The following is a 23,097-nucleotide window of genomic DNA, read 5'->3' on the forward strand; positions in this document are numbered from 1 at the left end:
GCGCATTTGAACTTCATGGTGGGTGCTGCATTGTTCTGCGCTGTCCCTGATCACCCCCGCAATACGAAGACTGGAAACAGCTCGCGCATCGCGTCCCAGAGATCGGGTAGCAAAGCTTGTGCCGAGACGCTCGACAACAGCGGATCGAACATCCGTTCGGTGCGCACCAGTTGCACGGCGAATCGTTTCACGCCCAGTGAGCTCAAGCGCTGCGCCAGAAGCAACAGGCGTTGCGGCTCGAAAAGATGCCAGTGCACGGTGGTGCGGCATTCGTAGTCGACACCGCTGGCCAGCAGGTGCTCGAGGCTGCGCCAGTTGGCGGTTCCACTGCCCTCGACTCCGGTGATGGCCTGGCAATCCTCGGGTAATGCCTTGACGTCGAAACCCACCCAATCCGCGCCGTCCAGCGCCCTGGCAAACGCTGTCGGCTTGATCCCGGCGCTGTGCAGGCCGATGCGAAAACCCATCTCCCGCACTTCATCCATGGCGCCGCGCAAGCTGTCCTGCAAGGTCGGTTCGCCACCGCTGAACACCACCGCATCGAGCAGGTCCTGGCGACGTTGCAGAAACGCAATCACCCGCCGCCAATCCACTTCCTCGGTGCCCCGGGGCGGGATCAGTTGCGGGTTATGGCAGTAACGACAACGCCAGGCGCACCCCTGACAAAACAGCACGCAGGCGAGTTGCCCCGGATAGTCGATGGTGGTCAGGGGCACCATGCCCCCGACCCGGATCACTCGACTCATTGACGCCCGGCCAACGACGCGCTTTCAGTGAAATGCACCCGCTCGCGGTGCTCGGACTGTTTGCCGGGATTGAACGCCGACACCGGACGGTGGTAGCCCATCACGCGGGTCCAGACTTCGCAACGTTGACGTTGAGCCTGTGGCAGGGTTTGCGATGCAGTCATGGTGAAGCTCCTTGCGGTTGAGTGGATCGGAATCAATGAAGATTGGCGGCCTTCTGCTCCTTGAGCAGCAAGGCTTCGTCGCATTTCGGGCAGAACTCGTGCTCGCCATCGAGGTAGCCGTGAATCGGGCAGATCGAGAACGTCGGCGTCACAGTCAGGTACGGCAGGCGGAAGCGGCCCAGGGCCTTGCGCACCAGTTGCTTGCAGGCCTGGGTGGAGGAAATCCGCTCGGCCATGTACAGGTGCAGGACCGTGCCGCCGGTGTATTTGCATTGCAGTTCGTCTTGCAGCTCCAGGGCCTCGAACGGGTCTTCGGTGTAGCCCACCGGCAGTTGCGAGGAGTTGGTGTAATACGGCGCCTGGGGGCTGCCGGCCTGGAGAATGTCCGGATAGCGCTTGAGGTCTTCCTTGGCGAAGCGGTAGGTGGTGCCCTCCGCTGGCGTCGCTTCCAGGTTGTAGAGGTGACCGGTTTCCTCCTGGTAGCGCAGCAAGGTGGCGCGGACATGGTCGAGCACGTTAAGCGCGAACTGCCGGCCCTTCTCGGTGTGCATGCCTTCCTGGTCGTCGGTGAAATTGCGCAGCATTTCGTGCAGACCGTTCACGCCGATGGTCGAGAAATGATTGCGCAAGGTGCCCAGGTAACGCTTGGTGTACGGGTACAAACCGGCGTCCATGTGCCGCTGGATCACCTTGCGCTTGACCTCCAGACTTTCCATCGCCAGCTCCATCAGCGTGTCCAGACGCTGCAACAGGCCGCTGGTGTTGCCCTTGAACACGTACCCCAGGCGCGCACAGTTGAGCGTCACCACCCCCAGCGAACCGGTCTGTTCCGCCGAGCCGAACAAGCCGCCACCGCGCTTGAGCAACTCGCGCACATCCAGCTGCAGGCGGCAGCACATCGAGCGCACCTGGTTGGGCTGCATGTCCGAGTTGAGGAAGTTCTGGAAGTAAGGCAGGCCGTAACGCGCAGTCATCTCGAACAGGCGGTCGGCGTTTTCGCTGTCCCAGGGGAAGTCATGGGTGATGTTGTAGGTCGGAATCGGGAAGGTGAACACCCGTCCCTTGGCATCCCCGGCCTGCATCACCTCGATGTAGGCCCGGTTGAGCAGGTCCATTTCGACTTGCAGGTCGCCGTAGGCAAACGGCATTTCCTCGCCACCGATGACCGGTATCTGTTCCTTGAGGTCCTGCGGGCAGACCCAGTCGAACGTCAGGTTGGTGAACGGTGTCTGGGTGCCCCAGCGCGACGGCACGTTGAGGTTGTAGATGAACTCCTGGATCGCCTGGCGCACCTCCTCGAAGCTCAGTTGGTCCTTGCGCACGTAGGGCGCCAGGTAGGTGTCGAACGAGCTGAACGCCTGGGCGCCGGCCCATTCGTTCTGCAGGGTGCCGAGGAAGTTGACCATTTGCCCCAGCGCGCTGCTCAAATGCCGCGGCGGACCGGCTTCAACCCGTCCGGGCACGCCGTTGAGGCCTTCGTGCAACAGGGTGCGCAATGACCAGCCGGCGCAGTAGCCGGCGAGCATGTCGAGGTCGTGCACGTGCAGGTCCGCCTCGCGATGAGCCTGGCCGATGGCCTCGCTGTAGACCTCGTCCAGCCAGTAGTTGGCGGTGACCTTGCCCGACACGTTCAACACCAGCCCGCCCAGGGAATAGCCCTGGTTGGCGTTGGCCTGCACCCGCCAGTCTTCACGGTCCAGGTACTCGTTCATCGAGGTCGCGACCTCGACCATGGTCCGACGGTCACGGCGCAGACGCCCGTGCTGTTCGCGGTAGACGATATAGGCGCGCATCGCGAAGAAGTAACCGGCGTCCATCAGGACCCGCTCGACCCGGTCCTGAACCTGCTCGACGTGCAGCCTCGACATGCCCTCCAGCCGGGCGAGAACCGCCTCGAGCAAGCCTTCGACTTCGACGTCGGTGTATTCCCCGGTCGCCTTGCCCGCGGCGATCAATGCCTGACGGATCTTGTTGGCATCGAAGGCGACCAGGTCGCCATTGCGCTTGTGCAAGCGGTTACATCCCACTGAGATCAGCGTGCTGTGCATTCGGCCTCCAAACACTACATATTGATTTTTAGTCATTCAAAAACACAAGATGCAGTGAAGGGTACGGACAAAACGCTGATGTGCAATTGATCGACATCAAGATTCGCCGGTGAAAAAAAAGCCGCTCGAAAGCGGCGAGGAAGGGAGGGAAAAGGATGCGAGGAAGCCTCCAGGCGACATCGGTGAAGGGGCTGATGGCCTGTTCGCGAGCAGGCTCGCTCCCACAGGGTTTCGTGTTCGTTTCAAGCGCCTGCGCGCTGACTCAATATCTGCCAGTCGTTTCACCCTCCACTCATGTTCATGAACCGCACGACCTGCACCTCACCTTGCGGGGTGAAGTCATGGCGCAGGGGTTTGCCGCGTAGGGCCTTTTGCACGGCGTTGATTACCGGCTGGTCCTCCAGCGGATAGCGGCGCAGCAGCCCGCGCAGGTCCAGAGCATCGTCCTGACCGAGGCAGAGCAACAGCTTGCCTTCCACGGTCATGCGCACCCGATTGCAGGTGCCGCAGAAGTTGTGGCTGTTGGGCGAGATGAAACCGATGCGTGTCTCGGGATGACGCTCCAGGCGTACATAGCGCGCCGGCCCGCCACTGTTTTCCGTGCTGTCGAGCAGCCGATGGTGGCGGGCAATCTCTGCCCTCACCTCTTCGCTGGAACAGAACGATTCACCGCGCGAGCGGCCGACATCGCCCAGGGGCATCTCCTCGATGAAACTGATGTCGATGCGCTGGTCGATGGCGTACTGCACCAGCGCCGGCACCTCGTCGAAGTTTCGCCCCTTCATCACCACACAATTGAGCTTGATCCGTTCGAACCCCGCATCACGCGCCGCTTCGATGCCGTTGAGCACCTGATCGAGGTCGCCGATCCGGGTGATCGCGCGAAATTTGTGCGGGTCCAGGCTGTCGAGGCTGATGTTCATGCGCTTCACCCCCGCCTCCGCCAAGGGCCGCGCCAGCCGACCCAGTTGCGAGCCGTTGCTGGTCATCACCAGTTCGCGCAAACCGGGCAACGCAGCGATGTTGCGGCACAGGTCGACGATGCCCGGACGGATCAGCGGCTCGCCGCCGGTGAGGCGGATCTTGCGCACGCCCATGCCCACGAACAACCTGGCCAGGCGCTGCAACTCCTCCAGCGTGAGCACCTGCTGGCGCGGCAGGAAGGTCATGGTTTTCGCCATGCAATACACACAGCGAAAATCACACCGGTCCGTCACCGACATCCGCAGATAATCGATCTGCCGCCCAAAACCATCCTGCATCACAGCGTTCATCACGTCTCCCGGTTTGCCTCGATGCTTACTGCACCAGTGGTGAGTCGGCACCCTGCAAGTGAATACCGCGTACATCGGCCGCGCCGATCAGGGTTTGCAGGTACTGCACCAGGGCTTTTTGCCAGACCCCCTGTTGCAACTGCGTGCGAATCGCCGTCGCCACCGCCTCATAAGGCAGCGGCTGGCCTTCAATGCGCTGATCGACGCTGATCACGTGCCAGCCATAACGGCTTTCCAGCGGTTTGCCCGCCAGCCCCGGCGCCAGGGTGAACAACTGACGCTCCAGCTCGGGCACGGTCTGGCCCTTGCTGATCTGGCCCAGCGAACCGCCCTGCTCCTTCGACGGACAGGCCGAATACTTCAAGGCCAGCTCGGCGAAGCTGCCGGGGAAATCCTGCAGCCGCTGCAACAGCACGTCGGCCTGATCATGGGCAATGCCCCGGGCCTCGGCATCGTCCGGCGCGCATTCGAGCAGGATGTGCCGCACCGCCAGCAACGGCGCGCTGTGAAAACGCGCCCGATTGCTTTCGTAGTAGCGCCGACTGGTCACCTCATCCAGCTCGGGCACCTGAACCTCGCGCTCGAGCAACAGCCGCGTGGCCGCCTCCTCTTCGTTCTCGCCGGCACCGATCTCGAGCGACAGCCCGAGCTCGGCGATGCGCTGCTGCAACAATTCACGGATGACCAACGCCCTGGCGGCCAGGTACACCGCCTCTTCGCGACTCTGCGCCGGGTGATATTGCAGCTCCTGGGCCATCGCTTGCGGGGTGATCAGCACCTCGTTGACGCTGATGATCGGCCATTCCTGCTCACTGCTGGCAATCAACTGCGCCGGAGCCTCTTCGACCGCCGCCGGTTCTGCCGCGAGCGCTTCGAACTGCGCCGCGGCCACCGGTGCGACCTCGAGCACTTCCTCGGTCACCCTTGAAGAACCGCAGCCACCGCCGCCCCCACCACCGCCGCCACATCCACAACCTGACATGATGACCTCCTCAGAATTTCTGCCGAACGATTTGATAACGACGCCCCAGGTACCAGACCGGCGCGCTGACGATGTGCACCAGACGGGTGAACGGGAACAACACGAACAGGGTCAGACCCAGGAATACATGGAGCTTGTAGGTCAAGCCCACCGGGGCGATGGACGCCGCCGCTTCCATTGGCCGCAGCATCACGGTGTTCTGCGCCCAGTCGGCGAGCATCACCATCACCGAGCCATCCATGTGCGCGGTCGACGCGACGATGGTCAGCAGCCCGAGCAGCAATTGCGCCAGCAGCACGAACAGGATCAGGATGTCCGACGTGCTGGACGTGGCGCGTACCCGCGGGTCGGTCAGGCGACGCTTGATCAGCATCAGCAAGCCGATCAGGCACAGCAGGCCGAAGAAGCCGCCGGACACCATGGCCAGCAATTGCTTGTGCTCGGTGCTGATCACGTGGTGATAGATCGACGCCGGGGTCAGCAGGCCGACAAAGTGCCCGGCCAGGACGAACAGCACGCCGATGTGAAACAAGTTGCTCGCCACGCGCATGCCGCGCTGGTTGAGCATCTGGCTGGAGCCCGCCTTCCAGGTGTACTGCGACAGGTCGAAGCGCGCCCAACTGCCGATCAGGCAAATCGCCAACGCCACATAGGGGTAGACCCCGAACACCAACAGATTCCATTTAGACATTGCGTGCCTCCTTGACTGGCTCGGCGGCCAGCCCTTCATGCTGAAAATCCACCCAGTGCAACGGCACTGCGCTTTCTTCCCGGGCCTTGCCCGGTGCGCTTGGCAGTGCGCCGCAGCGCTCCTGCTGCTCGGCCTTGAGGAAGTCCACGGCCTCCTCTTCCCAGATCTTGTCGAGGGCTTCGAGGGAGTCGTCGCGCACCTCGGCGGCGACCTGCTCACGCAGATCGGCCACGGCCTGGTGCGGCTCCGCCCCGGCAATCTGCAGCAGTGCCCGGAAGCAACTGGCGTAGGCGCTTTCACGCTCCTCCAGACGCGCCGCGAGCAGGGCCAGCAAGTGCGCGACATCGGCCAGGCCCTCGCGGGCCTCGCCGTCTTCGCGAGTCGAGAGAAACTCCAGGTACAGCGGGATGTAGTCCGGCAGCTCCTTGACGCCGATGGCAAACCCGGCGTCTTCGTACTGCGCCATCATGTCGACCATGGCCTGGCCCCGGTCTCGGGACTCGCCGTGCACATGCTCGAACAACAGCAGCGACAGCGAGCGGCCCCGGCCGAACAGCGCACCGTAGTGCTCCTGGCCATCCATCAGGTCGTTGGCGCAGATCAACTCCAGCAACTCGAACAGCGCGCCACGTTGTTTCGGGCTGATTTCCCGGGACTGGTGGATCGCCTGTTCCAGCTCGTCGCGGCCGTTGACCAGGGTCTCGGTCGGATAGTCGAGCAACAACGAAATCACTTTGAGGATTTGCATGCTCAGTCCTCCCACAACTGTACGGTTTTCAGGACGTCGCGACGGTTGGCTTTCTTCGCCCCGAACAGGTTGGTGTCAGAGCTGCCACTGCAACCGCTGCCGAAACTGAAGCCGCAACCGGAGCGCTCGGCGAACGCGTCGCTCATGGCGTCTTCACGGTGGGCGCTCGGGACCACGAAGCGATCCTCGTAGTTGGCGATGGCCAGGTAGCGATACATCTCCTCGACCTGGCCCACGTTCAGGCCGACATCCGCCAGCACTTGCAGGTCCTTGACCCCGTCGACTTGCTCGGAGCGTTTGTAGGCACGCATCGCCAGCAGGCGCTTGAGTGCGCGCTTGACCGGTTTTTCGTCGCCGGCGGTCAGCAGGTTGGCCAGGTAGCGCAGCGGAATACGCAGGCTGTCGACGTCCGGGATCACGCCGTTCATGCCGACGGTGCCGGCCTCGGCCGCGTTCTGGATCGGCGACAGCGGCGGTACGTACCAGACCATCGGCAAGGTGCGGTATTCGGGGTGCAGTGGCAGTGCGAGTTTCCAGTCCACGGCCATTTTGTAGACCGGCGAACGCTGGGCGGAGTCGATCACCGACTGCGGAACGCCATCGGCGAGGGCCTGGCGAATCACCGCCGGGTCGTTCGGATCGAGGAAGATCTCCAGTTGTTTCTCGTACAGGTCCTGCTCGTTGGCGGTGCTCGCCACTTCGCTGATGCGGTCGGCGTCATACAGCAACACGCCGAGGTAGCGGATACGCCCCACACAGGTTTCGGCGCAGACGGTCGGCATGCCGGCTTCGATCCGCGGGTAGCAGAAAATGCACTTCTCGGATTTGCCGCTTTTCCAGTTGAAGTAGATCTTCTTGTACGGGCAACCGCTGATGCACATCCGCCAGCCACGGCACTTCTCCTGGTCGATCAGGACGATGCCGTCTTCCTCACGCTTGTAGATCGCGCCGCTCGGGCACGAGGCCGCACACGCCGGGTTGAGGCAGTGCTCGCACAGGCGCGGCAGGTACATCATGAAGGTGTTTTCGTACTCGCCGTAGATGTCCGCCTGGATCTTGTCGAAGTTCTTGTCCTTGCGGCGCTTGGCGAATTCGGTGCCGAGGATCTCTTCCCAGTTCGGGCCCCACTCGATTTTCTCCATGCGCTTGCCGGTGACCAGCGAGCGTGGACGCGCCACCGGCTGGTGCTCGCCCAGCGGTGCGGTGTGCAGGTGCTGGTAATCGAAGTCGAACGGCTCGTAGTAGTCGTCCAGGCTGGGCAGGTCCGGGTTGGCGAAAATATTCGCCAGCACGCGGAATTTGCCCCCGATGCGCGGGTTGATCGACCCATTGGCGTTACGGACCCAGCCGCCCTTCCACTTGTCCTGGTTTTCCCATTCTTTCGGGTAGCCGATGCCGGGCTTGGTCTCGACGTTGTTGAACCAGGCGTATTCCATGCCTTCGCGGCTGGTCCAGACGTTTTTGCAGGTGATCGAGCAGGTATGGCAGCCGATGCATTTGTCCAGGTTCAGGACCATGCCGATTTGTGAGCGAATCTTCATCTCAGTTCTCCTCGATGTCGGTCGGCAGTGGACGCGGCAAGGCATCGCCGTCGGTGCCATCGAGCCAGTCAATTTTGGACATTTTGCGGACCACGACGAACTCGTCGCGGTTGCAGCCGACGGTGCCGTAGTAGTTGAACCCGTAGGCCTGCTGGGCATAGCCGCCGATCATGTGGGTCGGCTTGAGCACCACACGGGTGACCGAGTTGTGGTGGCCGCCACGGGTCTTGGTGGTCTGCGCACCGGGCACGTTCACGATCCGTTCCTGGGCGTGGTACATCATCACCATGCCGTCCTTGACCCGCTGGCTGACCACCGCACGGGCGGTCAAAGCACCGTTGGCGTTGAAACACTCGACCCAGTCGTTGTCCTCGATGTTCGCGCGCTTGGCGTCGTTCTCCGAGAGCCAGATAATCGGGCCGCCACGGCTCAGGGTGAGCATCAGCAGGTTGTCGGTGTAGGTACTGTGGATGCCCCATTTCTGGTGCGGGGTGATCCAGTTCAGGACGATCTCGGTCTCGCCATTGCCGCGCTTGCCTTTCACCCCGGCGATGGTCCGGGTGTTGACCGGCGGCCGGTAGTTCATGAACTGCTCGCCGAACGCCTGCATCCACGGGTGATCCTGGTAGAACTGCTGGCGACCGGTGATGGTGCGCCACGGGATGTCTTCATGGACGTTGGTGTAGCCGGCGTTGTAGCTCACGTGTTCGTCCTCGAGCCCCGACCAGGTCGGGCTGGAGATGATCTTGCGCGGCTGCGCCTGGATGTCGCGGAAACGAATCGCCTCGTGGGCTTTGGACAGCGCCAGGTGGCTGTGGTCGATGCCGGTGAATTCCGACAGCGCCGCCCAGGCCTTGACGGCCACATGGCCGTTGGTTTCCGGGGCCAGGGACAGGATCACTTCGGCGGCATCGATGGCGGTGTCGATTTTTGGCCGACCCTGGCTGATGCCCGCTGCGGTTTCGTGATGATTGAGTTCGCCGAGAAATTCCACTTCCTCCTCGGTGTTCCAGTTGATGCCCTTGCCGCCGTTGCCGTGTTTCTCCAGCAAGGGGCCCAGCGAGGTGAACTGCTTGTAGATGTTGGTGTAGTCACGCTCCACCACTTGCAGGTTCGGCGCGTTCTTGCCCGGCTGTGGGGCCACGCCGGCGGTTTTCCAGTCGGTGCCGCCAAACGGTTGGGCCAGTTCGCCCACGCTGTCGTGCAGCAACGGCACGGTCACCAGGTCCTGCTCGACGCCCAGGTGCCCTTCGGACATGGCGGAAAACGCCTTGGCGATGCCTTTGTAGATTTCCCAGTCGGACCGCGATTCCCACGCCGGGTCGATCGCCGCCGACAACGGGTGAATGAACGGGTGCATGTCCGAAGTGTTCATGTCGTCCTTTTCGTACCAGGTCGCCGTCGGCAACACGATGTCGGAATAGACGCAGGTCGAGGACATGCGGAAGTCCAGGGTGGTCACCAGATCGAGCTTGCCGATGGCACCCTCGTCGACCCATTCGGCTTCTTCAGGCTTGCAGTCACCGACCTGGCCGATGTCTTCGTTCATCACGCCGTTCTTGGTGCCCAGCAGGTACTTGAGCATGTACTCGTGGCCCTTGCCCGAGGAGCCCAGCAGGTTGGAACGCCAGATGAACATGTTGCGCGGGAAGTTGACCGGGCTGTCCGGCTGTTCGCAGGCAAACCGCAGCGAACCGTCCTGCCACGACTTGACCACGTAGTCCTTGGGGTCCATGCCGGCAGCGGCGGCATCACGGCAGATGTGCAGCGGGTTGGTGTTCAGTTGCGGCGCGCTCGGCAACCAGCCCGCGCGTTCGGCGCGGATGTTGTAGTCCAGCGCGTGCTCGGGGAACTGCGACTTGTCGGCCAGGGGCGAGAGCACATCGTGCATGCTCATCTTCTCGTGGCGCCATTGCGAACTGTGCGCGTAGAAGAAGCTGGTGCCGTTCATCTGGCGTGGCGGACGGCTCCAGTCCAGGCCGAAGGCCAGCGGCAGCCAGCCGCATTGCGGACGCAGTTTTTCCTGGCCGACGTAGTGCGCCCAACCGCCACCGGTCTGGCCGACACAGCCGCAGAGCATGAGCATGTTGATCAGCCCGCGGTAGTTCATGTCCATGTGGTACCAGTGGTTCATCGCCGCGCCGACGATGATCATCGAGCGACCACGGGTCTTGTCGGCGTTGTCGGCGAACTCACGGGCGATCTGGATGGCTTTCTCACGGCTCACGCCCGTGATCTGCTCCTGCCAGGCCGGGGTGCCGGGCACCGAGGCGTCGTTGTAGTCGCGGGCGACGTTGGCGCCACCCAGGCCACGGTCGATCGCCAGGTTGGCGGCCGAGAGGTCGAACACGGTGGCCACCTTGGCCACGCTGCCGTCGGCCAGCACCACGCTGTGCACCGGCACACGGCGGTACTGCACCGCATCGCCGGCCACGTGCTGGAAGTGCTCCTGCACTTCGCCGGCAAAATACGGGAAGGCGACTTCGGCGACGTCTTCACCGATCAGGCTGAGCTTGAGGTCGATCTCGCGACCTTCGCCACCCTCGCGAGGCAGGATGTTCCACTTGCCCTTCTCGCCCCAGCGATAACCGATGGAGCCCTGTGGCGACACCAGCTCGCCGCTGGCATCCAGGGCGATGGTTTTCCATTCCGGGTTGTTGTCCTGGCCGAGGTTGTCGGTCAGGTCGCTGGCACGCAGGAAGCGATCCGGCTGGTAACCGGCGCCCTCGGCCACGTCCGCCATCGGCTTGAGCAGCACCAGCACCGGCAAGTCGGTGAAGCGCTTGGCGTATTCGGTGAAATAGGCGCTCGGCTTGTCCAGGTGGAATTCTTTGAAGATGACGTGGTTGAACGCCTGGGCCAATGCCGCGTCGGTGCCCTGCTTGGGGTTGAGCCACAGGTCGGTGAGCTTGGCGACTTCCGAGTAGTCCGGGGTGATCGCCACGGTCTTGGTGCCCTTGTAGCGCACCTCGGTGAAGAAATGCGCGTCCGGGGTACGGGTCTGCGGAACGTTGGAACCCCAGGCAATGATGTAGTTGGAGTTGTACCAGTCGGCCGATTCCGGCACGTCGGTCTGCTCGCCCCAGACCATCGGCGAAGCCGGCGGCAAGTCGCAGTACCAGTCGTAGAAGCTCAGGCAGGCGCCACCGATCAGCGACAGGTAGCGCGCGCCGGCGGCGTAGCTGACCATCGACATGGCAGGGATCGGCGAGAAGCCGACGACGCGGTCGGGGCCGTAGGTCTTGATGGTGTAGACATTGGAAGCGGCGATGATCTCGTTGACTTCATCCCAGCTCGAGCGGATGAAGCCACCCATGCCACGCTTGCTTTTATACGAGTCGGCCTTGGCCTTGTTCTCGACAATGCTGGCCCAGGCTTCCACCGGCGCCAGGGTCAGGCGCGCCTCGCGCCAGAGCTTGAGCAGCGGTTTGCGGATTTTCGGGTACTTGAGCCGGTTGGCGCTATAGATGTACCAGCTGTAGCTGGCGCCGCGCGGGCAGCCCCGGGGTTCATGGTTCGGCAGGTCGTTACGGGTGCGCGGATAGTCGGTCTGCTGGGTTTCCCAGGTGATCAGGCCATTCTTGACGTAGATTTTCCACGAGCACGAGCCGGTGCAGTTCACCCCGTGGGTGGAACGCACGATCTTGTCGTACTGCCAGCGGGAACGGTAGACGTTCTCCCAGTCGCGGGACTCTTTACGCGTCTCGCCATGACCGTCGGAAAACTCGTTTTGCTTGCGATTGAAAAACCGCATTTGATCCAGTAAATGACTCAAGGTTTAGTCCTCTCAGGCTTGCTGCGGGGTTCTGCGCCCCGCCCACGCAATGGTTGGATACGGGTCGTTTCAGCAGGGGTTCGCGGCGCCTTTGCGCGCGTAGCACCACCAGGTCACGACAATGCAACTCAGGTAAAAACCGACAAACATGTAGAAAGCCATCTCCGGGCCACCGGTCTGGGCCATCGACGTGCCAAAGGATTTGGGAATGAAGAACGCACCGAAGGCGCCCATGGCCGAACTGAAGCCGAGCACGGCCGCCGATTCCTTACCCGCATCCTTGAGCGCCTGTTCACGCACGGCGGGCGGTTTGCCGGCCGAGGCTTTCTCGTGCTGGGTGCGAAAGATCACCGGGATCATGCGGAAGGTGGAGCCGTTGCCAACGCCGGTGGTGATGAACAGCAGCATGAACATGCCGAGGAAGCCGTAGAAACTGCCACCCTGCGCCACTTCGCCGTTGTGGCTGACGGGCAGGAAGTGCAACACGCCGAAGACCATCACGATCATCAGCACGAAGTTCCACAGGGTCACCTTCGCACCGCCCAGCTTGTCCGCCAGCCAGCCGCCCAAGGGACGGACCAGGGCGCCCACCAATGGACCGAGGAAGGCGAACTTCAGTGCGATGACATCCGGGAACGAGGTTTTGATCAGCAGCGGGAACGCGGCGGAGAAGCCGATGAACGAGCCGAAGGTCGCCAGGTACAACCAGCACATCAGCCAGTTGTGCTTGCGCTTGAAGATGACCGCCTGCTCGCTGAACGAAGCGCGGGCGCTGGACAGGTCGTTCATGCCGAACCAGGCCAGCACGGTCACCAGCACAATGAACGGCACCCAGATGAAACCGGCGTTCTGCAGCCACAACTCGCCACCGTCCGGCAGCACCTGCGATTTGCCACCGAGGAAGCCGAACACGCCGAAGGTGATCACCAGCGGGACACAGAACTGCATCACCGACACGCCCAGGTTACCCAGGCCGGCATTCAGGCCCAGTGCGGTGCCCTGTTGCGACTTGGGATAGAAGAAGCTGATGTTGGACATGCTCGAGGCGAAGTTGCCGCCGCCGAAACCGCAGAGCAAGGCAATCCACACGAACACGCTGTAAGGGGTGCTCGGGTCCTGCACGGCGAAGCCCATCCACAACGACGGGATCAGCAGCGACGCGGTGCTCAGGGCGGTCCAGCGCCGGCCGCCGAAGATCGGCACCATGAACGAGTAGAAAACCCGCAACGTGGCGCCGGACAGTCCCGGCAACGCAGCCAGCCAGAACAGTTGGTCGGTGCTGAAGTTGAAACCGATGGCGTTCAGACGCACGATCACCGTGCTCCACACCATCCACACGGCAAACGCCAGCAGCAGTGCGGGAATGGAGATCCACAGGTTGCGCGTGGCGGTCTGTTTGCCGCTGCGCCCCCAGAACGTCGGGTCTTCCGGGCGCCAGTCATGGATGACCGGGCCTTTGTCAGGCTTTTGCAGAACGGACATGTTCTTCTCCTAGGTAATGCTCGAATTCAGGGGCGGGTCTGCGGCGGCTCTTTGCCGAGCACCGGGTTTTTGCGAACTTCGCTGAGGTACATCCAGATGAGGGAGACCCAGACCACGCCGTACAGCAACATGAAGCAGGAGGAGCGCACACCGGTGAGGTCCACCAGGGCGCCAAACATGATCGGCAGGACGAAACCGCCCAGGCCGCCGGCCAGGCCGACGATGCCGGACACCGCCCCCATGTTTTTCGGATAGTCGTTGGCGATGTATTTGAAGACCGAGGCCTTGCCGAACGCGAAGGCGATGCCCATGACGAACAGCAGCACGGTGAACAGCGCCGGGTTGAGGCCGATGTGGAAATCCACCGGGCCATTGAGGGTCTGCACCTGCAACTGGGTCTGCGGGTACGACAGCAGGAACAGGCAGATCCAGCTGACCCACAGCACCCACCAGGTCACGCTCTGGGCACCCCAGCGATCCGACATCCAGCCGCCGACGGCCCGCAGCACGCCACCGGGCAGGGAGAAACAGGCGGCCAGCAACGCCGCGCTTTGCAGGCTGAAACCGTATTCCTGCACGTAGTACTTGGTCATCCACAGCGCCAGGGCGACGTAGCCGCCGAAGACGATCGAGTAGTACTGGCAGTAGCGCCACACCGCCGGGTCTTTCAGCGAGGCCAACTGCTCGCGCAACGTGGCGCCCGAAGCACTGCGGTGCGTCTTGTTTTCGGCGCTGAGAAACCAGAACAGCAGCGCGGTGATGAACAGGATTGCGCTGAAGACTTTCGGTACCAACTGCCAGCTGCCGGCGGCAATCAATGCCGGGGCGAGAAACTTGGTCACCGCCGACCCGGCGTTACCGGCACCGAACACGCCCATGGCGAAGCCCTGGCTGTCCTTGTCGAACCACTTGGCAACGTAGGCAATGCCGACCGAGAACGAACCGCCGGCCAGGCCGACGAACAGGCCCAGCACCAGGAACTGCCAGTAGGCAGTGGCGTGGCTGATCAGGTAGAGGGGGCCGACGCAGGACAGCATCAGCAGGAAGAACACGATGCGCCCGCCGAAGCGGTCGGTCAGCAGACCCAGCGGCAGACGTACCAGGGAACCGGTCAGGACCGGTGTGGCGGCCAGCAGGCCGAATTGGGTTTCGTTGAGCTGGAGCAGTTCCTTGATCGGCACCCCGAGCACGGCAAACATCATCCAGACCATGAAACAGACAGTGAAGGCCAGGGTACTCATACCCAGTACCAAGCCTTGTTGTACACGGGGTTGGGTCACAATGCTCTCCCAGTCAGTTAGCCATGGCCGCAGACTAAAGAGCCCTACCCCGCAAAAACTTGATCTGCATCAACGTCCACCCGAGGGCCCCAGGCCTATGCTGGTGCCATCTACCTCCAAGGAGGTAGCTCAGGAAAAGCCTGAAACCCCTTGTTTATCAGTGTTTTGACTTTTTCTACCCAGTGTTCTGTCGACAAGGATCCGTCGACAACTCTTTAGAGGTAGCACGCCCGGGATCGAGGCGCCGACCTACCCGGGAACGTTTCATGCCTTGTTTTCCCATGTTCTGCAAAGGCCTGCGCCCATGATTCGCTGGTTGCGCAGTTCCCTGCCCGCTCGTGCCGGACTGGCCGTGATCCTGATCGCGGTGCTCGCCCTCGCCAGTTCCTTGAGCGCCGGGCTGATCGCCTGGTTCAGCCAGGGCGATGCCGCCGCCATCAACACCGCAGGCTCGGTGCGCATGGAGACCTACCACCTGAGCTGGAAACTCGGCGCCGGTGCATCGCCGGAAGAAATCGCCGACATCTCCACCAGCCTGCAACGACGGCTCAACAGTCAATCGCTCAAGGCCGTGCTTGAAGATGGCCCGACCACCGCACTGCAAATAAGCTACGGGCAGATCCAGCAACAGTGGCGCGACGTGTTGCACCCGGCGCTGGAACGCGGTGACGCCGCGACCTTCCAGGCCCAGGCGCAGCCCTTCGTGGAACGCCTGAACCAGTTCGTCAGCCTGCTGCAACGCCAGAGCGAACAGAAGCAGGGCTGGCAACAGGTGATTCAGGGCATGGCCCTGTTCAGCACCATGATCATCCTGCTGATTGGCCTGTACGAACTGCAGTACGGCGTGGTCTCCCCGCTCAAAGAGCTGGTGAACGCCACCCAGCGCTTTCGTCGCGGTGATTTCCAGGTCCGGGTCAACCATCAGTCCCAGGACGAACTGGGCCAGTTGGCCACCAGTTTCAATGCCATGGCCGAGACCATCGAAGAGTCCCATCGCACGCTCGAAAGCCAGGTCCAGCAGAAAACCCTGAACCTGCAACAAGCCAACGCCGCCCTGGAACTGCTGTACCAGAGCAGCCGCAACCTGGCCACGCGCCTGGCCAATGCCGAAGGCCTGGACGACTTGATCCGGCGCTTCCAGCAACGCCTGCCCGGCCTGCGCCTGTCTCTGTGCCTGCAGGGCCAACAGCAGGCTCCCGCCCAACTGTTGATCGCCCTGCACGGCGCCAACAGCCGCGAGGTCTGCGCCAGCAGTGATTGCGCGACCTGTGACAGGCACCACAACACCAGCCAGCAGACCTTCAGCATCAGTAACCAGGGCAGCGAACTGGGCGAACTCAAGGCGCACTTCATCGACGGCCACCCCACGCAAGCCTGGGAAACCCAATTGATCCAGGCCCTGGCCAACCTGATCGGCACCTCGCTGTCGCTCAAGCGCCAACGGGAACAGGATCACCGCCTGCTGTTGCTCGAAGAGCGCACGATCATTGCCCGCGAGCTGCATGATTCGCTGGCCCAGGCGCTGTCCTACATGAAGCTGCAGGTCAGCCGCATGCAGACCCTGATGCGCCGCGGGGAACCGGTGCAGACCCTGGAAAACGTCACCAGCGAATTGCGCGACGGCCTGAACAATGCCTATCGCCAACTGCGCGAGCTGCTGACCACCTTTCGCCTGCAGATCAACGATGCCGGGCTGATCCAGGAGCTCAAGGACACCGCCGCCGAATTCACCCGTCGCGGCGAGTTCAAGGTCCACCTGCACGTCGACACGCTAGCCTTCGAGCTGTCGGCCAGCGAACAGATTCACATCCTGCAGATCACCCGTGAAGCGCTCTCCAACTGCCTGCGCCACGCCCATGCGCAGAATGCCTGGCTGGAACTGCGCCAGGACGGTGAAACCGTGAGGCTGCTGGTCGAAGACGATGGACGCGGCTTCAGCGGCGACGTCGACCAGCGCGAACACCACGGCCTGAACATCATGGATGAACGGGCGCGCAGCTTGCGCGGCCAATTGCACATCTTTTCCAGGGAGCCCCAGGGCACCCTCGTCCAGCTGCAATTCCACCCGGAATTCCTCGGACAGCACACAGAAGGTAGCGTCGCATGAACCCTCAACACCGAATCCTGCTGGTGGACGACCATCCGATGATGCGTCGCGGCATCCGTCAGATGCTCGAGCTCGAAGATGACTTCATGATTGTCGGCGAGGCCAACCATGGCGAAGAGGCGCTGACCCTGATCGAGCCCCTGCAACCTGACCTGGTGCTGCTCGACAACAACATGCCGCAGATGAACGGCATCGAGACCCTGCGTCGACTGCGGGCCATGAACTTCACCGGCAAGGTGCTGTTGTTCACGGTGTCGGATGCCGAAGACGACATCCGCGATGCCCTGCGCCTGGATGCCGATGGCTACCTGCTCAAGGACATGGAGCCCGAGCTGCTGATCCAGTACATCCGCGATGCCCTGGACGGCACGCTGGTCGTCAGCCCCGGCCTGACCCGGGTCATGGCCCAGGCGCTGCGCTCGCCGCCGCGCCAGGCGGTGGTGGAACTGACCGACCGCGAACGCCAGGTGCTCAAAACCATCGCCGCCGGCCTGAGCAACAAAGTGATCGGGCACAAGCTGGGCATCACCGAAGGCACGGTCAAGGTCCACGTGAAGAACCTGCTGCACAAACTCGGTTTGCGTTCGCGCGTGGAGGCGGCGGTCTGGGCCATGGAGCACCTGCGCAGTGCGGGTTGAAGGGCATGCCTCCTTGGAGGTAGGCCGGCAGAGGCATAGGTCAACGGGCCTGCGCTCTTTACTATGAGCGACAGCGGAGGTACGCCATGCTGACCCACCCATCGATTGTTCTAACGTTGCGCCGTCATCACCTGTTCAGCCAACTGCCGGAGAAAGGCTTCGAGGAAGTCTGTTCCCTGGCGATGCTCAAGCGCCTGAGTTGCCACAGCACGCTCATGCACCAGGGCGACCCGGCCAAGCGTTTTTTCCTGCTGATCAGCGGCCAGATCAAACTGTACCGCCTGACCGGCGAAGGCCAGGAAAACCTGGTGGAAATCATCCAGCCAGGCCAGACGTTCGCCGAAGCCCTGCTGTTCAGCCAGGCCCGCCTCTACCCGGTGAGCGCCACGGCGCTGAAGGACAGCGTACTGGTGACCATCGACGGCCAGCACTATCGCAATGCCCTGGAAGACCAGCCGAAAGTCTGCCTGGCGATCCTGGCGAGCATGAGCATTCACCTGCACCTGCGTCTGCGCGACATCGACACCCTGACCATGGCCAGCGCGAGCCGCCGGGTGATCAACTTCCTGCTCCAGGAACGCCACCCCGTCACCGGCCAGATCGTCCTGCAAGTGTCCAAGCGCCTGGTCGCGTCGAAGCTGGGCATCCAGCCGGAGACCTTCTCGCGGATTCTGCATCGGCTGGTCGAGTGCGAGCTGATCGCGATGGAGCGGCGCAACATCCGCCTCCTGGCGGACGAAGAGGCGTTGGCGGCGTTCCAGTAGGCGTAATTGATTGCAATCAATTGTGTAACGCTGCGCACCTTGCACACTGGAGCGGTCCACCTCAGGAGAATCTCCATGTCCGCCTCAACCCTGCCTCTGGTTTACGCCTGCTCGGGCTGCTCCAACGTCGCCCAACTGGCCAATACCCTGGCTGTGCGCCTGGACCGCAGCGGAGTGGCGGAAATGTCCTGCATCGCCGGCCTTGGCGGGCACGTGAGCTCGCTGGTCAACAAGGCGCGCTCGGGGCGCCGGATCTACGCACTGGATGGGTGCCCGCTGCAATGCGTGGAGAATTGCCTGAAACAGCATGGGTTGCACGCCGATGTGCATCTGATTCTCAGCCATTACGGCTTGCGCAAGCGCTATGGCGAGGACTGCACGCAGGAACAGAGTGACTCGTTGTTCGAAGGCATCAAACAACTGATTGCCAGCGACGCCCGCCAGCACGAGCCCCGCGCCCAGGCCCAATGAAATTCCCTTGTGGGAACGGTCTCGCTCGCGAAGGCGGTGACACATTCAACAGGGATGTCGAAGGCTACACCGCTATCGCGAGCAGGCTCGCTCCCACAGTTTCGGGAATTACACTGTCTTCACTACAACCCAGGACCTCGTGGGAGCGAGCCTGCTCGCGATGACTTCGGCACATTCAACGGTGGTGTCGACGGGTCAACCGCTTTCGCGAGCAAGCGCCTTCCCACGGGTCACACCGTGAATCGGCCCACGAGCCCTTCCAGCTCATGGCCAAGGCGCGCCAGTTCGATGCTGGATGAGGCCGTTTCCTCACTGGCGCTGGCGGTCTGGTCGGAAATGTCACGCACGTTGATCACGCTGCGATTGATCTCTTCGGCAACCGCGCTCTGTTCTTCCGCCGCGGTGGCGATCTGCTGGTTCATGGCCTGGATGGTCGAGACCGTACGCGTGATGCTCTCGAGCGAATCAACCGCCAGGCGTGTGAACTCCACGCTGCTTTTGCTCATGTCCAGGCTGGTGTCCATGCTCAGGGACACGGCCTGGGTGCTGCTCTGTATGCCGACGATCAGGCTTTCGATTTCCTCGGTGGACTGTTGGGTGCGCCGGGCCAGGTTACGCACCTCGTCGGCCACCACGGCAAAACCACGCCCGGCCTCGCCCGCGCGGGCGGCTTCAATGGCCGCGTTCAGTGCCAGCAAGTTGGTTTGCTGCGCCACGGCCTTGATCACATCCAGCACACCGCCAATCTTGTCACTCTGCCCCTTCAGATGGAGCACCGCCTGCGCCGAGCTACCGACTTCCACCGCCAGGCGCTCAATGCGTTCGATGGCATCGCCCACCACTTGTTCGCCCTGGCTGGCCAACTGATCGGCAACGGTCGCGGCCCGGTAAGCTTCTTCGGCGTTGCGCGCCACATCCTGCACGGTGGCGGTCATCTCGTTCATGGCGGTGGCGACGTGATCGGTTTCCAACTTCTGGCTGTTGACCCCGGCACTGGTCTGTTCGGTCACCGCAGACAACTGCTCGGCGGCGCTGGCCATCTGGACGACACTGTGGCGAATCCCGCCGATCAACTCACGCAAGGCCAGCGTCATCTGCTGCAGGCTGGATTGCAGTTGGCCCAGCTCATCGCGCCGGTCAATCTTCACATCGTGGCTCAGGTCACCGAGCGCCACGCGCGACATCGCTGCAAGGGTGTGTTGCAGAGGGTTGACGATTTGCCGGGTGATCAGCCACGCCGTCAAGACACCGATCAATAACGCAAGTATTCCAATCCCGACGAGTAACGACTTGGCAAACGTCGAATCGTTATCACGCTTGATATTCTGCGCGTCAATCAGTTCCTGGGAAGTTATAAGTAGACGATCGCCTAATTGCGCCATTCGACTGTACAAAGGCTTGGTATCGATAGAGGACTGGCCCAGTTGCGACAACTGCTGGGTGTACTCGTTGACAACGTCAATTTGCTCCGCCAGTAACTTCCGATCGGTCGGCGTACTGAAGTGTCCCTGAATACTCTGCAAATGAAGGGTCAGCCGCTCGAGCACCTTGCGCACCGGCTGCAGCGCCTCGGCCTGGGTGCTATTGCCCGCGCGCATGCGCTCGATACGCAACTCTCGGGTGTATTCACCGACCTTTACAATGTCCTCGATCTTGGCGCCCCGCTCCGTCAGCGTGTTCAACGCATGCCAACCGGCGATCACCAACAGTATGACCAAGCCTAATACAAGGCCAAAACCCAGTGCCAATTTGGCACCTACACGGATATTCCTGATCCAGACAAACATACAGACTCCAAGTGCGTCACTAGTTGAAGTCGGTATCGGTCCCGGTGTTTTTCTCTGTAGTAGACTTTAGTCAATTATATGTGTGTATATATTTCACTAGCAGCACATGCGGACATTGCACATTGTGGGAGCGAGCAGGCTCGCTCCCACAAGGTTCTACTGCGCTGCCAAACCCTTCCCTGCCCGCTCAAGATTTCGCCACAGCCACACTGGCAGGACGTCCGGGTCGAGGCTGTCGATCAGGTTTTTCAGGGCCAGCCCCAGTTCGGTGTCGCCCTCGATCACCAGACGCCGGCGGAAAAACAGGGTGTCCGGGTCTTCCTGGCGGCTGGCCAGCAGCAGGAATTCTCGCCAGTTGCCGCTGATGGTCACGTGCGCGGTGGCGTGTTCGGCGATCCGCAGGCCTTCGCGGTTGAGGGTCATGAACCAGGACAGGCGCAGGTCCGGAATGCGCAGGCATAACCAGCGCCCGCGCAGCATTTCGAACTCACCGTCGCGCAGTGGCTCGGCGAGGCAGCGATTCAGTGCCTGTTGCAACGCCAGGCGCTGCACGACAAAAGGCACACGGCGCACCAGCGGCAACAGCCGGTCGGCGCCCTTCAACAACCACTTTTTCCGGTTCAGCACAGGCCCACCTCCTCGACGCGCAACATGCCGGGCTGGCCATGCCAGTAACCGTTACAGCCGTCGACGAACAGCGGCGGCGCTTCACCCGAGCGCACGCGCTGATAGGCCGCAATGACCTCCGCCATGCCCTGGGCCCGCGGACTCAGGCGCAGCAGGTCGGCGCCACAGGCCACCAGGCCGGGGTAATCGGCAAGCAGGTTGGTGACCTCCGCCGACATAGTCTGGATCCCGTTGAGGGTAAACAGCGCCTGCCCTTCCTGACTGGTCAACGCCAGGCCGTCGGGGTAGTTGAGGCAGCAGAACTGGCAGTCGTCCTTGGGTCGGTTTTCCGCCCGTGCAGTGAAGCAGCGCGCGGAATAAGCCAGGGGCAAATGCCCATAGGCGAAGATCTCCACTTCAGGCACCGCATGCCCCAGTTCACGCACCTGCTCGACGACATCGCGGATAAGTGCCGCCGAGCACTCCACCGGCGGCACCCAGCGCGTCATGCCGCTGTCGAGCATTTGCCCCAGCGAATGGCCGTTGTACAGATTGAGCGCCGGCCCACCCACGAACGGCAACTTGCGCTCGGCGAGGAACTGCACCGCGCTCATGTCGTTGGCTTCCACCAGCAACTGGCCGTTGTCGCACAGGCGTCGCACACTGGACAGTTCGGACGCCGCTTCGATCAGCGTCAGGCTGGACATCACCAACTGCGCCTGACTGCATTCCTGCAACTCGCGGCCCAATCCCAGCCACTGGTCGAGGGAAAACGCCCGGCGTTTCGAGCACACGGTCTCTCCCAGGTAAATCACATCCAGAGGCTGGCTCGACATCTCGGCGTAGAAGTTGCCGAGTTGTGTTTTGTCCCAATAAAACAGAACCGGTCCAAGGCTGAGTTTCATGTTCTCCCCCTCATTGCCATGATCGATGATAAGCACCCAGGGTGGTCTGGCTGCCTTCGGACAGACCGGCCAGCACCTTGCGCCATTCCTCCTTGACCCGAAAACTGCTCGGTGCCCCGCGATGGGCATCCAGGGCGGCGCGCCAGACCCGGGTGACCTGCTCGACATACGCCGGGCTGCGTTGGCGACCTTCGATTTTCACCGCTTCGACACCGATGGCCGTGAGCTCGGGAAGCAGGTCCAAGGTGTCGAGGCTGGTGGGTTCCTCCAGGGCATGGAAGCGTTTGCCCTCGACCAGGAAACGACCCTTGCACAAGGTCGGATAGCCGGCCGGTTCGTCAGGGGTGTAGCGGTCGATCAGCACTTCGCTGAGGCGCGCGCTCAAGCCATCGGCATCCTCACTCCAGCGCACAGCCTTGGCCGGCGAGCAGACGCCGCACAGGTTCGGCGACTCGCCGGTGATGTAGGAAGACAGATGGCAACGCCCTTCCGCCATGATGCACAGGCTGCCGAAACCGAAGACCTCGATCGGCACCGTACTGCTCGCGGCGACCTGGCGCACCTGGGCCAGCGACAACACGCGCGGCAACACCGCGCGACGGATGTCGTAGCGCTGCGCATAGAACGCCAACGCCGTGGCATTGGTTGCCGAGCCCTGGACCGACAGGTGCAAGGCCAGTTGCGGATGACGCTTGCTGGCGTAGTTGAGCACTCCGGGGTCGGCGGCAATCAACGCATCCACGCCGAAATCGGCGGCACGGTCCACCGCCCGCTGCCAGCGTTCCCAGCCTTTGGGTTGCGGGTAGGTGTTCACCGCGACGTAGATTTTTCGCTGGTGTTGATGGATATGGGCGACGGCGGCGTCGAACTGTTTGTCGTCCATGTTCAGCCCCGCAAAATGCCGGGCATTGGTGTCATCGCGAAAGCCGACGTACACGGCATCGGCGCCTTGGCGCACCGCCGCTTTAAGCGCAGGCAGGTTCCCTGCCGGGCAGACCAGTTGCATGGGTAATCCTCGTGAAGAAACGCCTGCGGACCGTCGTCTGGTGCCTGTGGCGCGAGGGTCCGCAACCAACCTGAAAAGGCGC

The 23,097-nt window shown here is 62.4% G+C and carries 18 protein-coding genes and 1 pseudogene; 4 read left to right on the forward strand and 15 right to left on the reverse strand.

Features of this window, described 5'->3' with window-relative positions; all coding sequences use genetic code 11:
* Window positions 1–50 precede the first annotated feature (50 nt).
* The 11 genes and pseudogenes from ACM6IM_RS07040 to ACM6IM_RS07090 form a co-directional block, all read right to left on the reverse strand.
* Window positions 51–746 carry an anaerobic ribonucleoside-triphosphate reductase activating protein gene (locus tag ACM6IM_RS07040; RefSeq protein WP_414864634.1) on the reverse strand — a complete coding sequence of 232 codons (696 nt, stop codon included), beginning with the start codon at window positions 744–746 and terminating at the stop codon, window positions 51–53.
* A complete protein-coding gene (nrdD, locus tag ACM6IM_RS07045) occupies window positions 743–910 on the reverse strand; it encodes an anaerobic ribonucleoside-triphosphate reductase (RefSeq protein ID WP_414864635.1) in 168 nt (55 codons plus the stop codon). Before nrdD ends, ACM6IM_RS07040 begins: the two co-directional genes overlap by 4 nt.
* A 32-nt stretch (window positions 911–942) precedes the next feature.
* The gene (locus ACM6IM_RS07050) at window positions 943–2,958 is read right to left on the reverse strand and encodes a ribonucleoside triphosphate reductase (RefSeq protein ID WP_414864636.1); all 2,016 of its coding nucleotides are present in this window, start codon (window positions 2,956–2,958) and stop codon (window positions 943–945) included.
* A 281-nt stretch (window positions 2,959–3,239) separates the two neighbouring features.
* Complete coding sequence (gene moaA, locus ACM6IM_RS07055) at window positions 3,240–4,232, reverse strand: GTP 3',8-cyclase MoaA (RefSeq protein ID WP_414864637.1); 993 nt, start codon at window positions 4,230–4,232, stop codon at window positions 3,240–3,242.
* Between the two features lie 25 nt (window positions 4,233–4,257).
* Window positions 4,258–5,217: a peptidylprolyl isomerase gene (locus ACM6IM_RS07060; protein WP_414864844.1), complete on the reverse strand. Its 960-nt coding sequence runs from the start codon at window positions 5,215–5,217 to the stop codon at window positions 4,258–4,260.
* A 7-nt stretch (window positions 5,218–5,224) separates the two neighbouring features.
* Complete coding sequence (gene narI / locus ACM6IM_RS07065) at window positions 5,225–5,905, reverse strand: respiratory nitrate reductase subunit gamma (protein ID WP_414864638.1); 681 nt, start codon at window positions 5,903–5,905, stop codon at window positions 5,225–5,227.
* The gene (gene narJ / locus ACM6IM_RS07070; RefSeq protein WP_192308223.1) at window positions 5,898–6,653 is read right to left on the reverse strand and encodes a nitrate reductase molybdenum cofactor assembly chaperone; all 756 of its coding nucleotides are present in this window, start codon (window positions 6,651–6,653) and stop codon (window positions 5,898–5,900) included. The genes narI and narJ overlap by 8 nt, the downstream gene beginning before the upstream one ends.
* Window positions 6,654–6,655: 2 nt before the next feature.
* Window positions 6,656–8,194, reverse strand: a complete 1,539-nt coding sequence (gene narH, locus ACM6IM_RS07075; protein ID WP_201192052.1) for a nitrate reductase subunit beta — start codon at window positions 8,192–8,194, stop codon at window positions 6,656–6,658.
* Window position 8,195: 1 nt separating this feature from the next.
* Window positions 8,196–11,969 carry a nitrate reductase subunit alpha gene (locus tag ACM6IM_RS07080; RefSeq protein WP_414864639.1) on the reverse strand — a complete coding sequence of 1,258 codons (3,774 nt, stop codon included), beginning with the start codon at window positions 11,967–11,969 and terminating at the stop codon, window positions 8,196–8,198.
* 69 nt (window positions 11,970–12,038) lie between these two features.
* Window positions 12,039–13,451, reverse strand: coding sequence for a NarK family nitrate/nitrite MFS transporter (locus ACM6IM_RS07085; protein WP_414864640.1), 1,413 nt, complete (start codon window positions 13,449–13,451; stop codon window positions 12,039–12,041).
* Window positions 13,429–14,731 (reverse strand): annotated as a pseudogene (locus tag ACM6IM_RS07090) (MFS transporter). The gene ACM6IM_RS07085 and the pseudogene ACM6IM_RS07090 overlap by 23 nt, the downstream one beginning before the upstream one ends.
* A 304-nt stretch (window positions 14,732–15,035) precedes the next feature.
* On the opposite strand from ACM6IM_RS07090, the gene ACM6IM_RS07095 reads away from it, so the two are divergent.
* The 4 genes from ACM6IM_RS07095 (at window position 15,036) to ACM6IM_RS07110 (ending at window position 18,711) form a co-directional block, all read left to right on the forward strand.
* Complete coding sequence (locus tag ACM6IM_RS07095; RefSeq protein WP_414864641.1) at window positions 15,036–16,838, forward strand: HAMP domain-containing protein; 1,803 nt, start codon at window positions 15,036–15,038, stop codon at window positions 16,836–16,838.
* Window positions 16,835–17,476 (forward strand): two-component system response regulator NarL, encoded by a 642-nt coding sequence (gene narL / locus ACM6IM_RS07100; RefSeq protein WP_192308229.1) that lies wholly within the window; start codon window positions 16,835–16,837, stop codon window positions 17,474–17,476. The genes ACM6IM_RS07095 and narL overlap by 4 nt, the downstream gene beginning before the upstream one ends.
* Window positions 17,477–17,562: 86 nt before the next feature.
* Window positions 17,563–18,240 carry a Crp/Fnr family transcriptional regulator gene (locus ACM6IM_RS07105; protein WP_414864642.1) on the forward strand — a complete coding sequence of 226 codons (678 nt, stop codon included), beginning with the start codon at window positions 17,563–17,565 and terminating at the stop codon, window positions 18,238–18,240.
* A 75-nt stretch (window positions 18,241–18,315) separates the two neighbouring features.
* Complete coding sequence (locus tag ACM6IM_RS07110) at window positions 18,316–18,711, forward strand: putative zinc-binding protein (protein ID WP_414864643.1); 396 nt, start codon at window positions 18,316–18,318, stop codon at window positions 18,709–18,711.
* A gap of 230 nt (window positions 18,712–18,941) precedes the next feature.
* Here the strand turns inward: ACM6IM_RS07110 and ACM6IM_RS07115 are convergent, their stop codons facing one another.
* From ACM6IM_RS07115 to ubiU, 4 genes are all read right to left on the reverse strand, one after another.
* A complete protein-coding gene (locus ACM6IM_RS07115) occupies window positions 18,942–20,498 on the reverse strand; it encodes a methyl-accepting chemotaxis protein (RefSeq protein ID WP_414864644.1) in 1,557 nt (518 codons plus the stop codon).
* Between the two features lie 156 nt (window positions 20,499–20,654).
* Window positions 20,655–21,125: a ubiquinone anaerobic biosynthesis accessory factor UbiT gene (gene ubiT, locus ACM6IM_RS07120; protein WP_414864645.1), complete on the reverse strand. Its 471-nt coding sequence runs from the start codon at window positions 21,123–21,125 to the stop codon at window positions 20,655–20,657.
* Window positions 21,119–22,009, reverse strand: coding sequence for a U32 family peptidase (locus tag ACM6IM_RS07125; protein ID WP_414864646.1), 891 nt, complete (start codon window positions 22,007–22,009; stop codon window positions 21,119–21,121). Before ACM6IM_RS07125 ends, ubiT begins: the two co-directional genes overlap by 7 nt.
* Window positions 22,010–22,019: 10 nt before the next feature.
* Window positions 22,020–23,015 carry a ubiquinone anaerobic biosynthesis protein UbiU gene (ubiU, locus tag ACM6IM_RS07130; protein ID WP_414864647.1) on the reverse strand — a complete coding sequence of 332 codons (996 nt, stop codon included), beginning with the start codon at window positions 23,013–23,015 and terminating at the stop codon, window positions 22,020–22,022.
* Window positions 23,016–23,097 lie beyond the last annotated feature (82 nt).

Source organism: Pseudomonas sp. IT-P12 (assembly GCF_949767465.1).
Taxonomy (GTDB): domain Bacteria; phylum Pseudomonadota; class Gammaproteobacteria; order Pseudomonadales; family Pseudomonadaceae; genus Aquipseudomonas.

What these genes read in the sequence shown, in the direction of transcription:
- ACM6IM_RS07115 (WP_414864644.1), bottom strand. Translation starts at nt 20,498, where the DNA reads ATGTTTGTCTGGATCAGGAATATCCGTGTAGGTGCCAAATTGGCACTG.
- ACM6IM_RS07050 (WP_414864636.1), bottom strand. Translation starts at nt 2,958, where the DNA reads ATGCACAGCACGCTGATCTCAGTGGGATGTAACCGCTTGCACAAGCGC.
- moaA (WP_414864637.1), bottom strand. Translation starts at nt 4,232, where the DNA reads ATGAACGCTGTGATGCAGGATGGTTTTGGGCGGCAGATCGATTATCTG.
- ACM6IM_RS07040 (WP_414864634.1), bottom strand. Translation starts at nt 746, where the DNA reads ATGAGTCGAGTGATCCGGGTCGGGGGCATGGTGCCCCTGACCACCATC.
- ACM6IM_RS07110 (WP_414864643.1), top strand. Translation starts at nt 18,316, where the DNA reads ATGTCCGCCTCAACCCTGCCTCTGGTTTACGCCTGCTCGGGCTGCTCC.
- narJ (WP_192308223.1), bottom strand. Translation starts at nt 6,653, where the DNA reads ATGCAAATCCTCAAAGTGATTTCGTTGTTGCTCGACTATCCGACCGAG.
- ACM6IM_RS07125 (WP_414864646.1), bottom strand. Translation starts at nt 22,009, where the DNA reads ATGAAACTCAGCCTTGGACCGGTTCTGTTTTATTGGGACAAAACACAA.
- narL (WP_192308229.1), top strand. Translation starts at nt 16,835, where the DNA reads ATGAACCCTCAACACCGAATCCTGCTGGTGGACGACCATCCGATGATG.
- ACM6IM_RS07085 (WP_414864640.1), bottom strand. Translation starts at nt 13,451, where the DNA reads ATGTCCGTTCTGCAAAAGCCTGACAAAGGCCCGGTCATCCATGACTGG.
- narI (WP_414864638.1), bottom strand. Translation starts at nt 5,905, where the DNA reads ATGTCTAAATGGAATCTGTTGGTGTTCGGGGTCTACCCCTATGTGGCG.
- ACM6IM_RS07105 (WP_414864642.1), top strand. Translation starts at nt 17,563, where the DNA reads ATGCTGACCCACCCATCGATTGTTCTAACGTTGCGCCGTCATCACCTG.
- nrdD (WP_414864635.1), bottom strand. Translation starts at nt 910, where the DNA reads ATGACTGCATCGCAAACCCTGCCACAGGCTCAACGTCAACGTTGCGAA.
- ACM6IM_RS07095 (WP_414864641.1), top strand. Translation starts at nt 15,036, where the DNA reads ATGATTCGCTGGTTGCGCAGTTCCCTGCCCGCTCGTGCCGGACTGGCC.
- ubiU (WP_414864647.1), bottom strand. Translation starts at nt 23,015, where the DNA reads ATGCAACTGGTCTGCCCGGCAGGGAACCTGCCTGCGCTTAAAGCGGCG.
- narH (WP_201192052.1), bottom strand. Translation starts at nt 8,194, where the DNA reads ATGAAGATTCGCTCACAAATCGGCATGGTCCTGAACCTGGACAAATGC.